General features: G+C 69.1%; 7 protein-coding genes. 4 read left to right on the top strand and 3 right to left on the bottom strand.

The features are described from left to right. The first annotated feature begins 14 nt into the window (after positions 1–14). From I55_RS18515 to I55_RS18505, 3 genes are read left to right on the top strand one after another with little or no spacing between them, the layout of a single operon-like run. Positions 15–1,349 (top strand): hypothetical protein, encoded by a 1,335-nt coding sequence (locus tag I55_RS18515; protein WP_148293827.1) that lies wholly within the window; start codon positions 15–17, stop codon positions 1,347–1,349. Next, a complete protein-coding gene (locus tag I55_RS18510) occupies positions 1,349–1,582 on the top strand; it encodes an acyl carrier protein (RefSeq protein ID WP_159107233.1) in 234 nt (77 codons plus the stop codon). Before I55_RS18515 ends, I55_RS18510 begins: the two co-directional genes overlap by 1 nt. Next, positions 1,579–2,406, top strand: coding sequence for a metallophosphoesterase (locus I55_RS18505; RefSeq protein ID WP_044562058.1), 828 nt, complete (start codon positions 1,579–1,581; stop codon positions 2,404–2,406). Before I55_RS18510 ends, I55_RS18505 begins: the two co-directional genes overlap by 4 nt. A 4-nt stretch (positions 2,407–2,410) precedes the next feature. Here I55_RS18505 and I55_RS18500 read toward each other — a convergent pair whose 3' ends face one another. The 3 genes from I55_RS18500 to I55_RS18490 are packed head-to-tail and all read right to left on the bottom strand — an operon-like array spanning position 2,411 to position 6,458. Next, complete coding sequence (locus tag I55_RS18500) at positions 2,411–3,754, bottom strand: cytochrome P450 (protein WP_044562057.1); 1,344 nt, start codon at positions 3,752–3,754, stop codon at positions 2,411–2,413. Continuing rightward, positions 3,751–5,067 (bottom strand): cytochrome P450, encoded by a 1,317-nt coding sequence (locus I55_RS33220; protein WP_083901224.1) that lies wholly within the window; start codon positions 5,065–5,067, stop codon positions 3,751–3,753. Before I55_RS33220 ends, I55_RS18500 begins: the two co-directional genes overlap by 4 nt. After that, a complete protein-coding gene (locus I55_RS18490; RefSeq protein ID WP_044562076.1) occupies positions 5,064–6,458 on the bottom strand; it encodes a PfaD family polyunsaturated fatty acid/polyketide biosynthesis protein in 1,395 nt (464 codons plus the stop codon). The genes I55_RS33220 and I55_RS18490 overlap by 4 nt, the downstream gene beginning before the upstream one ends. Before the next feature lie 246 nt (positions 6,459–6,704). Between I55_RS18490 and I55_RS18485 the strand changes: the two genes are divergently transcribed. Beyond that, positions 6,705–13,298 (top strand): SDR family NAD(P)-dependent oxidoreductase (locus I55_RS18485; protein ID WP_044562056.1); only part of this gene is annotated, 6,594 nt, incomplete at its 3' end.

Below are 13,298 nucleotides of genomic sequence, written 5' to 3'. Positions count from 1 at the left end.
ACGTTGGCCAAACCATGATTGCGACCGAGTTCCAGGACCAGGTCACCGGGATCTTCATGAATTTCGGCGCCACCGGCTATCTGTACCTGGTGCTGGACTTCCCCACACCGCTCGATGCCGGCGCTCTGGCCCTGGCGACGCGCCGGCTGCTGGACGCCGAACCGGTGCTGGGCTGCCGGTTCGATGATAGCGAGGAGACGCCGGTCTGGCGCCGCCGGGCCGACCTCGACACCAATTCGGGGTTCGCGCTGATCGAGACGGGGGATATCGAGGGCGAAACCACGAAATTCGTCGCCACGGTGTTCGATCCGCGGACGGGCGACAATATGGCGGTGCGATTGCTGCGCCGCACCGGGGATGGGGCCATTGGGGATGGCGCCGGTGGCGACCGCTTGATCCTGTGCGTGTCCCACACCGTGGCCGACGGCGGCGCCGCCGTCATGGTGCTGGAGCGGCTCGCCACGCTCTACAGCGGCATCGTCGCCGATCCCGCATTCCAGTTACCTCCCAACCCCGCCCCGCGCGACAGCTTCGGCTGGCTGGCCAACTTCAGCCTGCGTGACAAGATGAAGGTGGTTCGCCGCGACCTGGGCGAGCTGCCGCGCCTCATGCGCCGCCAGCAGGGCTTTCTGCGATCCCGCGCCCAATTCGCGGCGACCCCCAGGGTGCGCCCGATCCTGGCCCGGATGGTCGTGCCGGCCGAACGGCTGGCGACCATCGACGCTGCGGCCAAGGCGCATGGCCTGTCGCGCAACGACATGCTGCTGGGTGGCTTCGCCCGCGCCTTCGTCGCGTTCTGTCATGGCGACCCGGGCCGGCCCCTGCAGATCATCATGCCGGTCAACCTTCGGCGTTATGCCGAAACGGAAAGCCGCCCGGCAATCTGCAACCTGGGCGGAATCTCGAACATCTTCATTGAGCCGAACCTGGGGAAAGCCTTCGGGGATACGGTCCAGCGCGTCGACCGCGACATGGAGCGGCAGCGCAAGTCGTTCATGGGCGCCGCCAACCCCTACACCGCCAAGATGTTGGCGTCCCTCTCCTATGCGCGAAAGCGCCGGACGCTGGACCGCATGATGGAAGCCGGCATGAAGAAGCCGGTGCCCCCCACCTTCACCAATGTCGGCAGGATCCAGGAGCGACGCATCCGCTTCGCCGGCACCGCGCCCACGGGCGTGACGCTTTACGGGACACCGCTGCCTTTGCCCATCGTCGTGGTCGCGGTGGTCGAATATGCTGGGTCGCTGATCCTGACCATGCCCTATTACCAGGATGACTACCCCCCCGGCGCCGTGGAACATTTCCTGGCCGATATCGTGAACAGCATCGAAACCAACAGGGACGAATGATGAAACGCGCGGAAATATTGGCGATCATCGAGGATTTGGCGGGTACGCCACCCGGCAGCGCGACGGAGAGCCAGGTCCTGATGGAGTTCGGCGAATGGGATTCGCTGGCAGGGTCGGAATTCCGTGTCGCCGTGGCCGAAACCTGGGGCGTGAAGCTGAGCGGCGTGGCCATGGAGCAGGTTCAGACGGTGGGGGACATGCTGGCGCTGCTGCGGCCCCATCTCGACGATTGACCCGTCCTGACCGCAGCCCGCAGCTGTTCGCCATCAGCGACCTGCATCTGGATCACCGGGAAAACCGCGCGCTGGCCGAGATGTTTCGGCCTGACGGTCCCGACGACTGGCTTGCCGTCGTCGGGGACGTGTCGCACCGGCTGGAGGCGATCGTCGCCTTCCTGGGCCTGATGCGGGAGCGGTTCGCGAAGGTGATATTCACCCCCGGCAACCACGATCTCTGGCAGGTCGCGGAAACCGAACGGGGCGGCGAGGACAGATATCGTCATCTGGTCGAGCGGTGCCGGGCGATCGACGTGGCGACCCCCGAAGATCCCTATCCGCTGTGGCCCGATCATGGCGGCGCCATCGCGGTGGCGCCGCTGTTCATCCTGTACGACTACAGCCTACGACCGGACGGCATCAGCAAACAGCAGGCGCTGGCCGCGTCGCGCGTCAGGTGCAGCGACGAGGCACTGCTGAAGGCTCATCCCTTTCCCGATGTGGAGAGCTGGTGCGCGGCCAGGCTGGATTACACGGCCGCGCGCCTCGCCGCCTTGCCTGATGGCACCCGGACGGTGCTCATGTCGCACTGGCCCCTGCATCCGGGACCCCTCGGCCGCCTATGGTATCCGGAGTTCAGCCTTTGGTGCGGCACGCGCCGGACCGCGGACTGGCACCGGCGCTTCCGGGCGGTCTGCTCCGTCTACGGTCATCTCCACATCCCGCTGACCGATCAGTACGACGGCGTGCGCCATGTCGAAGCCTCGCTGGGCTACCCGCGGGAAAGGGCGGCGCACCCCCGGTTGTTCGACCATGGTCCGCGCCGCATCCTGCCGCTGTGATGGGTCAGGTGGCACCGCGACGGCTTATCCTGGCCTTCACGCCGCCGGCCGGGCCGGCAACGGCATCGATGACGCGATGGCGTTCCGGCTGGCGGCCAAGCAAGGTCACGTCATAGTCGGCGACCAGTTCAGCCAGCGCCAGCTTGAGTTCGGTCAGCGCCAGGTTGGCGCCGAGACAATGACGAACCCCGCCGCCGAAGGCGATGGAGCGGCCCACCGACTCCCCTTCATCAATGAAGCGTTCCGGCCGGAACTCGTTGGGATCGGCATAACCGGCGGGATCACGATCGGCCAGCACAACCGACAGGCCAATCATGGTGCCCGCCGGCAGCGACCATCCGCCGAATTCGATCGGCTTTTTCAGCTTCCGCCCGATCACCGGCCCGATTGGGCGGAAACGCAGGACTTCCCGGCAAAACGCGTTCAGGTAGGGCAAACGGATCACACGGCCCGGATCGCGCTCGGGCGCCAGCGGATCCAGTTCAGCGCGCAAGCGCGCCAGCCGGGCGGGGTCGCTCCAGGCGTGGTGAATCGCCCAGGCCAGCGCCTGCGCCGTCGAGGAATGGCCGGCGGACAGCAGGGTGAAGACCTGGTGCCGAAGCGCCTCGGTGCCCAGGGTGGGTTCGGACGCGATGGCGGCGGCGGCGGCCACGGGCCCCAGGGCCGCGAACCGCGCAGGCTCCGCGCTGGCGGCATCGATCACGTCGCCGATGATGGTATCGACCTGACGGCGCGCCCGCTTGATCCGGCCCCAGGGACTGCGCGGCCCGAGGTCGATTTGCAGCGCCGGGAGGAAATGCAGCAGGAAACTGGCCTTCGCGCTCAAGGTCGCGTAGGCCGAGGCGAAGCGTTCGACGGTGGCAGGGTCGCTGAGGTTCAGCACGCTCCTCAGGATCACCTCCATCGTCAGGCGCTTCGTCAGCGCCACGACAGGGCCCGCCGGCCGGTCGACAGCCTCGGCGAACAGCCGGCGGGCGATCGCCTGCAACGCCAGGCCATTGCCGTCGCGCAATGGCTCCATCACCAGCGGGCCGACCTGGCGCCGCACCGCCTGATGCGTGGCGCCATCAAGGCGGACCAGCGAATAGCGGCCCATGATGGCGGCACCGGTGTCGATGACGCCAAAGGCGTCGGGCGGCAGCGCCAACACCTGCTGGATGACGTCGGCCCTGCCGGTCACGACCATCTTGAAGCCGGGCATCGGCTGGGTGAACGGGTCGCCGTAACGCGCGATCCACCGCGCATGACTGCCCACCGGGTCATTCGCGAAGCGCATCAGGGCGGGCAGCAGCCCGCGCGGGCCCGGCGGTAGCCCGCCGGCATCGGTCGTCGGGATCGCCACCGTCATAGCGCCCCCTCATAGCGGCATAGGATGGGCTGCTTCGGTCCCATCAGGAAGCGGGTGCGGGTGACCTCCGGCATCCTGGTATTGAGCAGGGTGAATCGGCACCGCTTCAGCAACACCGCCAGGACGATCTTGATTTCCATGGGCGCGAAGGTGTTGCCGACACAAATGCGCTCGCCGCCGCCGAACGGATAGTATTCATAGGCGGAATAGCGCCGTTCCAGGTGCCGCTCCGGCCGGAAAACATAGGGGTCCGGATAAATTTCCGGATTGAAATGCGTCAGGAAAACGCAGGCGGCGACCTGCATGTTCTCTGTCAGGCGATAACCGGCCACCTCCAGCGGCTCCTCGCCGATCACCCGGATGACATCCGGCACCGGCGGCCAGAAGCGCAGGGTCTCGCGTACGAAGGCGTTGAGATAGGGCAGCGTCTGTGTCGCGTGGGGGTCCCCCTCCACATCGACGTCCGCCAGTTCCGCCATCAGCTTTTCGTAAATTTCCGGATTGGACAGCGCCCAGTACATCGACCAGCCGATGCTGAGGGCAGAGGTCTCATGCCCCGCGATCAGCATCGTTATCATGTTGTCGACGATCACCGAATCCGCCATCGCCGGCTGGCCATCCTCCGCCCGCGTGCCGACGATGCGGGCCAGTAGGCCGCGCCGTCCTTCCGGCTTGGCCCGGATCTGCCGAATGGTGTCGAACAGCAGCCCCCTCAGATTTTCCTTCGCGGCCGAGAAATGGGCCATGGGCGGCAGCGCGTCGTTCAGGATGCCCAAGATCGACAGTATCAGGAACGACTTGTTGCTGATCCTGTCGCCGAATTCGCGGATGGCCACCCGCCGCGCCGCGATGCCCTCGGCATCCTCGACGCTGAATATCGTGCGCACGATGATCTCGAGCGCCATGGCGACACCTTCTTCGACCATGTCGAGTTCATCGCCCGGCCGCCAACCTTCGATGCGGGCGACCGTCGCGTCGACCATCATCGGCGCAAGGCCGCGCAGCCCCTCGGCCCGCAGACCCGGCGTCACGATCTCGCGTTGCGCCCGATGCGGCGGCCCGGACAATGAGGTGAAGGAGTCCCCCAAAATCCGGGTTTGCGCCTTGTTCTGCAATGCCTTGAAATGCTCGGTTGGCGCGGTGAAAATCTGTCTTACCGCGGCGGGATCGCCGGTTATCACCGTTTTCATCGAGGTCGTCACGGTGAAGGGATCGCCATATTTCCGGCGGCAGGCATCGAACAGCGCGTAAGGGTTGCGCACGTATTTCAGGCGAGAGGCAAAGGCGGAGTTCGGACCCGGTGGCAGGCTCATCGGTTGCTCTCTGTTGGGAAAATGGAGGGGGGTGGTCCGGCGGTCCAGCGGACAAGCTGGCGGGTCAGGTGGTCGGCCGCTTCCGACATCAGGCGAATGCCCAGGTCGTCAACATGACGACGGCGCCAGTCGGCCAGAGGCGTGCCGGCCAGCCAAGCGTTGCATGCCGCCATGGCCGGGCCGGCATGAATCTGGAAATTGCTGCGCGCGCCGACCTCCCCCGCCAGGGCCAGCCGCGCGCTGTGGATGAAATACCAGCGGAAGATCATGGCCAGTTTCTTATGCGGATTGGCCTCCGCCTCGGCCAGGGCGCCCGGGGCGGAGGCCGCATAATGGCGGGCCGTCTCATCCCAAACCGCGGCGACACTGCGGCCGAAGTAGCGCTCCTCGATTTCACGCAGCACGGGGGCCGGGATATCCTCGATCGATGCGTGCGACCGATAGAGTTCGTGCAGCCGATTGGCACGCGCGGCGAACAGCGTGCCGCGCTTCAGCACCTGAACGCGGGCGCCGATCTCAAACATGTCCCCGGCCGGGGCGGTGTCGAAATCCTGCGGGGCGGCCGCGGCCAGCATGTCCTTGACCAGATCGCTGGTCGCGGCCTCAACCGTGCATTGGTTGAGCGACCCCGTGAGCACGAAATCGGCCCCAAGCACGAAGGCCGCCGCCGCGGCCTCCGGCGCGCCGATGCCGCCGGCGGCACCGACACGCACCCGGCCCGCCGGTGGGAAATCACCGGCAACCTCGGCGCGCAGCCTCAGCATGCTTGGCACCAGGGCCAGTGCCACCTGCCTGTCCGTGTGACCACCGGAGTCGGCCTCGATGCAGAGATCGTCCGCCAGCGATATCCGGGCGGCGAGGGCCGCCTGCGCTTCGGTCACGTGGCCACGGGCGACGAGCATCCGGATGATTTCCGGGTCAGCCGCCGCCAGAAAGCGGCGCGCGACTTCCGGACGGGAAACCTTGGCCATGATGCGGTGACGGGCGACCGGGTGGCCGTCGGCCCCCATCGCCAGCCCGGTGAGGCGATAGCGCACCAGTGCGGGCGTGGGCACGATGAAGGCGGATGCCTCGATACACCGGACACCGTGGCGCAGCAGGATATCCACCACCTGCTCTTCCGCCTCGGGCATGACGAAATTGTGCAGGAAATTAACACCCCAGGGCGCATCCTGGCCGAGCGTCCGGGCCAAGGTGGCGACCTCATCCGCGATTTGCGCCGCCGCCATGCCGCCGGTGCCGAAAAATCCCAGCAACCGCGCGCGGGCCAGGCGTTCCACCATCGCGCGGGAGGCTATGCCCTTGACCATGCCGCCCACCACATAGGCCAGCGCGACGTTATGAGCGCGCAGGAACGAGGGCGCGCCCAGCGCTTCCGGCCTGATCGACATAGGCGTGGTGGCCTGCCGCGCCCCGATGTGCGGACTGGCGTTGGTCAAGGCCGGGCCGACAGCCATCATCGCCGTTCCATCCGACCGTTTCGCAGCGCGGCCATTCCCCTAGCCCTCGGTTGTGGCAAAAAACGTCCAAAACCCACAGCCGGGTCCGTGGTTGCGAAGCCACACGTTTCGATTGCCGCAAGGCCCCACGTCCGCTAGTTTTGCATGGTTCTATGTCTCGCGGAAGTAGAATGCAACATGGCCGATACCGTCGCCATCATCGGCATGGCCTTTCGGCTGCCGGGCGCCGCCACCGAAGAAGCCCTCTGGGACCTGCTTTCTTCCGGCGGCTCGGCCATACGCCCGATACCCGCGGAGCGGTGGGCGGTTGACGACTTCCACCACCCGGTGCCGGGCACGCCCGGCCGCACGGTCATGCGGCGGGGCGGGTTCCTTGACGCGATCGACAAATTTGATGAGCGTTTCTTTGGCATCTCCCCCCGGGAAGCCCGCGCGATGGACCCGCAGCAACGGATGCTGCTGGAGGAAACCTGGCATTGCCTGGAGGACGCCGGCATCCGCCCCTCGTCCCTCGCTGGCCGGGAGGTTGGCGTCTTCACCGGCGTGATGGCCACCGACTATCTGGAAAACGCCAACCAACCCGAGGGGGAAACCGACGGATACTCGGCCCTGGGCACCTACGGCGCCATCCTGGCGAACCGTATCAGCCATTTTTTCCGCTGGACCGGACCGAGTTTCACGATTGACGCCGCCTGCGCTTCCTCACTGGTGGCGCTGCATCAGGCGCGCCGGGCGCTGCTGACTGGCGAATGCGAGCTTGCGGTGGTGGCGGCGGCCAACGCGCTGATCAACCCTTGGCGTTCGATCTCCTTCTCCAATGCCCGCATGCTCAGCGCCGAGGGTGAATGCCGGACGTTCGACGCCGCCGCCAAAGGCTATGTCCAGGGCGAAGGCGCCGCCGTCCTGCTTCTGGCCCGCCAGCGCGACGTGGCGTCGCTGGGCGCCCGGATCAGGGCGCTGGTGCCGGGCAGCGCCGTCAATCATGTCGGCCCGTCCCAGGGCATCACCCAGCCCAGCGTCGCGGCTCAGCGCAGCGTCATCGAGAGCGCGTTGAGCCAGGCCGGCGTCACGCCCGACGCCATCTCCTATGTCGAAGCCCACGGCACCGGCACCCCCCTTGGCGACCCGATCGAGGTGGCCGCCCTGTCGGACGTGCTGGCCGGTCCGCGTGCCGAGCCGTGCCGCATCGGCGCGATCAAGCCCAACATCGGCCATCTCGAGGCGGCCGCCGGCCTGGCCGGCGTCATCAAGGTGGTGCTGATGCTCGAGCGGCGCCGACTGCTTCCCAACCGGAACCTGGCGACGGTCAACCCGCTGATCAACTTCACCACCGGTCCGCTGCGCCCCGTGACGGAAACGACGGACTGGACGGGCGACGTCCTGCGCGCCGGCGTCAGTTCCTTCGGCTTCGGCGGCGCCAACGCCCATGTCGTATTGCAAGGTGCCCCCGATACGCCGCCGGCGCGTCGGCGGCCGGCGATGCCCTCGCCCACGGCGCCGCAGCCGCTGGTGTTGTCGGCAGCCACCCCCGCGAGCCTGGACAGCTTGCGGGGCGCGATGCGGACCGCAGCCGCCCGGGCGGCCGAGGAGGGTATGCCGCTCACCGCCTTCTGCCAGACCTTGCTGCGGCGCGAGACGCTGCCCTGTCGAATCGCCGGCATGGTGGGGGACTGGCGTGACGTGGACCACCTGCTGTCGGAAACGCCGTCATCGACCGCCGCTCCGGCGCGGCGGCCCCGTGTTGTCATGCGGTTCGGCGGCATCCAGGAGGTCTATGACGGCACCTGGCTGCCCATGCAGCGCGACCTGCCGGCCGCCGCCGACGCCTATGACGAGGCCGAAGCCCTGGCACGGGCGCAGGGCGCCCGCCGATCGCCACGGCTGGTGACGTTGGCCAGGCTCTACGCCATTGGCTCGATCCTGATGCGCGCCGGCGTCACCCCCGATCTGCTTTATGGCGAGGGGGCCGGCTTCTGGGTCACTCTGGCCCTGGCCGGGGTGGTGACGCTGGCCGACGCGGTCGCCGCGACGGGCGAGGCCCAGCCCACCTCCTTGGTGCTGCGCCGGCCGCGCCTGGCCGTTTACGATCGCGGCACCGATCGGATCCTGGCCCCCAACACCGTCGGGCCAGGATATCTCGCCCTGCTGCGCGAAGGGTGGAACGCGGCATTGCCCATGGCCGGCGCCTTCGCCGCTTATGGCGCCAGCCTGGCCGCCACCAACCAGACATCGCGCAATTTCCTGGCTGACTGGACACCGGCTTTCGCATCGCACGGCTTGCCACCGGTGGAAGCGCTGCTCACGGCGCCGCCCGCCGACCCGCTGGCGCAACGGCTGCTGATCCTGGCCGTCGCGGTGACGCGGCGGCGCACCTGCGCCCGCTGGGCCATCCCGGAAACAGGTCCGGTGCTGCCGCCGCTGGCCGATGAACTGGCGCATCTCGTCGCCCAAGGCGCGCTGTCGCCGCTGGCCGCCGCGGCCTTGGCCGCCGAGGCGCCGGCCTTCGACAGCCTGGCCGCCGGGATCGATCTGTCGGTCCTGCCCACAGGGTGGGCGGAGAAGGAGTTGCCGCAGCTCACGGCGGGTGCCAGCGCGCTGGAAACCATCGCCGATCCGGAGGCATGGCTGCGCGGCTATCCCGGGCGGCCCCGCAAGCCGGCGCCGATGGCGGCCGATCTGACGCTGGACATCGGCCGGGTCGGTGTCGCCGCCGAAGGCCGCCACCTGCCGCTGCCGTTGGGCCAAGGGTTCTTCGCCGGCCTCTGCCAGATCCTGTGCCAGCATTGGCAGGAAGGGGGCGACACGCGCTGGCAGCTGCTGGAACGGCGGCAGGCGCCGGTCCCGCTGCCGCTCTATCCCTTCGATCGCCGCCCGCACTGGATAGCGTTGGATTGGCGGCGGCATCAAGCCGCACCAACCGTTGCGCCGGCCATTGCACCAGCCGGGCCGCCTTCCCTCAAGGGTCCCGGCGTGCCGACCCATCGCCCCACATGGGGGGGCGCTCAAGGCGCGCCTGCGCCGCTGCCGGCACCCTTGGCCCTTCTCACCGGCCATTCGGAACACGCGGGCGCGCTGGCCCGGTTGCTGCCGGATGCCACGGCCTTACGGGAAGGCGCGTCGCTGCCGGCGGATTGTCGCTGCGTGGTCGTTACCTGGCCGCTGGATCATCCCGCCGCCATGCCCGACAGGCAGGCGACCGAAACCTTCGAGACTAAGTGCCTGCTGCCCCTGTTCACGCTCGCCAAGGATTGGGCCCGCCGCGGCGACCCCCTCAGCATCGTCCTGGTCGGCGCCGACACCGGCGGATCGGCGCCGCGCTTCTCCCCCGCCCTCGCCGCAGCGGCGGCCATGCTGAAATCCGTGGCGATGGAAACGCCATCGCTGACCGTGTCGGCCGTGGCCTTCCCCCCCGATGGTGGCGTCCTCGCCGCCGTGGCCCCCCGGTTGGGGGCCGCGATCGGGACGCCGCTGGGCGAAGCCTCGATCCGGGCGGACGGAATCCATGTCCGCCGCCTGGAACCGGTGACGGTCGAAGAGGCCGCGACGGAATCCCGGAACGGCGCCTGGCTGATCATTGGCGGAAGGGGGGGTATCGGCACCGTCCTGGCGCGGCATGTCGCCACCGTCCACGGTGCGCCGGTGGCATTGCTGGGGCGGCGCCCCGTGGTGGAGGCCGCCCCCGGCACTACGCCCACGGACACCACTCCGCTCCACCTGTCCGCCGACGTGACCGATCCTGCCGCCCTGGCCGCGGCGATTGATCGGGCGGAAGAGGTGTTGGGGCCCATCGGCACCGTGGTCCATGCGGAAATGGTGTTGGCCGATGCCGCCGCCGGCGCGATGACGGGGACCCAATTCACCGACGCGTGGCGGCCCAAGGCCTATGGCTTGACCAACACCCATGCGGTCTTCGCCGCCCGGCGGGCGGCGGGATCGTTGCCGCGCCTGGTCGTGTTCGGCTCCATTCTCGGCATCACCGGCAATGCCGGCCAGGCGAATTATACCGCGGGCTCGGCGTACCAGATGGCGCTGGCCGAGGGACTGGCTGAGGGGCTGGCTGGCGGGGGCGCCGACGTGCGCGTGCTGGGCTGGGGCTATTGGGGCGAGGTCGGTCGGGTCGCCAACGATCGGCATCGCCGGCGGGTGGCCCGGATCGGTCTGTTGGACATGGCGACGGATGAGGCCCTCGCCAGCTTTGAAGCCTTCCTGGCAAGCCCTTATCCCGTCATTATCGCCGCCCGGCTCGATGCCGCGCGGATCACCGCCCTGACGGCGGCACCGCGCGGAACGCCCGATCCAGCCGGCGGCATCGCCGGGCTTGATGCGCTGGACCTGCTGGCCGCGGCGCGGTTGCACGCCGCCTTTACCGAAGCCGGCTGGCTGCGGCTGCTCGACGCGCCGGAGGCGGCCGGCATCGCGGCCGGCCAGGAGCGGTTGTACCAGGCGGCGGGTGCCATCCTGCGCCGCCACGGGTGGGACGTGGCCCCCGAAGCGGCCCCGAATCCGGAGCCGATCGCCGCCGACATACTGGCCCATCAACCCTGGCTCGGCGGCGTGGTCCGGCTGATCGATACGGCGGTGCCGCGCATTGCCGACGTGCTGCGCGGCACCGTGATGGGAACCCAGGTCATGTTCCCCGAGGGCGACATGGATCTGGTCGCCGGCTTCTACGCCGGCAACCGACTGGCCGATGAAGCCAACCGGATGACGGCGCGGCGTGTCGCCGACCTGATCGCCGCGCGTCTCGCCGCACAACCCGCCGCCGGCGCCGCGCCACTGCGTATCCTGGAGGTGGGTGCCGGCACCGGCGCCACGACCGCACCGGTCCTGGACGCGCTGGCACCGTATGGCGACCGCATCCGTTACGTTTTCAGCGACCTGTCGCCGGCCTTCATCCGACGCGCCCGGCGGCGCTTCGGCGCCGACCGTCCCTGGTTCGCGGCTGAACGCTTCGATTTCGACGGCGACCCGGACATGTACGCCGAGCTGGGCGAATTCGACCTGATCCTTGCGGCCAACGCCGTGCATGTGACCGCCGATATCGGCGGCATGCTCGATCGGCTGTCGCGGCGGTTGGCCCCCCAGGGGCAACTGGTGCTGAACGAGTTGATGCGGCCGATGGATCACCTGACGCTGACGTTCGGCCTGCTGCCCGGCTGGTGGTTGGCGGGCGACGCGCGTGCCGGCTTCGGCCCGCTGCTGTCGCCGGAGGGTTGGCGGGCCGCCCTCGCGGACCGGTTCGACATCATCTCACTCGATGGCGTTAAAGACCGGGACGGGCTGGTGCAGGGGGTTCTGGCCGCCTCCATCCGTCCCGTTCCGACGATTTCCGCACCACCCGGCGCCGCCCCGGACAACCCGGACGACCTCATGGCGCGCGTCATCGCCATCGTGGCCGACCTGGTTCAGGCGGCACCCGAAAGCCTGGCGCCCGACACGCATTTCGCCGACATCGGCATGGACTCCATCCTCAGCCTGGAACTGGTCGATCACATCGCCGAGATCTTCTCGGTCCCGCTGGACCCCGCCGCCATCATGGAGCGGGGCACCCCGGCGCGGCTGACCGACCTCATCGCCGCCCGCGGCGGCAAAGCGCCGGTCCGCGTGCCGGATCCCGCCGGCGCTCCGGCCCCGGCCCCCATCGTCCCGCCTCAAACGACCGTCGCGCCGGCACCACCGGCCGCCGCCAATCCCAGCGGTGAGGGGATCGCGATCATCGGCATGGCCGGCACCTTGCCCGGCGCCGATACGCTGGCGGGTTTCATGAACCGGCTGGCCACCGGCGAAAGCGGTATCGGACCCCTCCCCGCCGGGCGGTGGAGCGCGGAAGAGACGAAATTCTGGGGTGCCGAAAGCCTGGGTGCCCTAAAGGTCGGCTTTGTCACCGATGCCGACCAGTTCGACCCGGCGTTGTTCGGCCTGTCAGCCCGCGAGGCGATGCTGATGGACCCGCAACAGCGTCTGCTGCTGACGCAGGCCTGGGCGGCCCTGGCCGACGCCGGCCGGCCGCAACGCGATGCCGAAACCGCGCGGGGCACCGGCGTGTTCGTGGGCGCCAGCGGCGGCGATTGGACGTTGAAGCTGGCGATCGCCGGCAAGGACATGGAGGCACAGTCGCTGTCGGCGCAGTTGCCGTCGAGCATGGTGGCGCGGCTGTCGCACACCTTCGGGTTCGAGGGGCCGGCGATGACGGTCGATCTCGCCTGCGCCTCCGGCCTCGCCGCCTTGCATCTCGCGGTCGAGGCGCTGCAGCGGGGCGAGTGCCGCCTGGCGCTGGTCGGCAGCGTCAGTCTCATGGCGACGCCGCAATTCCCCATGCTGGTGGCGCGCGCCGGCTTGCTGTCGCCGTCCGGCCAACCACGGCCGTTCTCGCCCGACAGCGACGGAATCGTTCTGGGTGAAGGGGCGGTCGTCCTCGTGCTGAAGCCGCTGGCCCGTGCCCGGGCGGACGGCGACCGCATTCACGCGGTGATCGAGGGTTCCGCGGTCAGCCAGGCGGGCACCTCGGAGGGGCTGAGCGCCCCGGACGCCGCGGCCCAGGCGGCGACGCTGCGCCGCGCCCTGGCGATGGCCGGCGTCCAAGGGAACGACGTCGCCGCGATCGATGCGCATGGCGTCGGCACCCGTACCGGCGACGCCGCGGAAATGGCCGCGCTGGCCGAGGTGTTGGGCGAGCGTGCGCGCGGGCTGCCGCTGGATACGCTGAAACCCGCGGCCGGCCATATGCTGGCCGTCTCCGGCTTGGCCGCGGTCGCGCGCGCGGCCCTGGCG

Origin of the sequence: Azospirillum sp. B4 (assembly GCF_000333275.1) — a bacterium.
Lineage (GTDB): Bacteria > Pseudomonadota > Alphaproteobacteria > Azospirillales > Azospirillaceae > Nitrospirillum.
Note: the sequence above shows the minus strand (reverse complement) of the source record. Positions and strands in the feature narration are given on the sequence as shown.

Excerpts from the sequence above, each read along its gene's own strand:
- I55_RS18515 (WP_148293827.1), top strand. The coding sequence starts at position 15 with ATGATTGCGACCGAGTTCCAGGACCAGGTCACCGGGATCTTCATGAAT.
- I55_RS18510 (WP_159107233.1), top strand. The coding sequence starts at position 1,349 with ATGAAACGCGCGGAAATATTGGCGATCATCGAGGATTTGGCGGGTACG.
- I55_RS18500 (WP_044562057.1), bottom strand. The coding sequence starts at position 3,754 with ATGACGGTGGCGATCCCGACGACCGATGCCGGCGGGCTACCGCCGGGC.
- I55_RS33220 (WP_083901224.1), bottom strand. The coding sequence starts at position 5,067 with ATGAGCCTGCCACCGGGTCCGAACTCCGCCTTTGCCTCTCGCCTGAAA.
- I55_RS18490 (WP_044562076.1), bottom strand. The coding sequence starts at position 6,458 with ATGTCGATCAGGCCGGAAGCGCTGGGCGCGCCCTCGTTCCTGCGCGCT.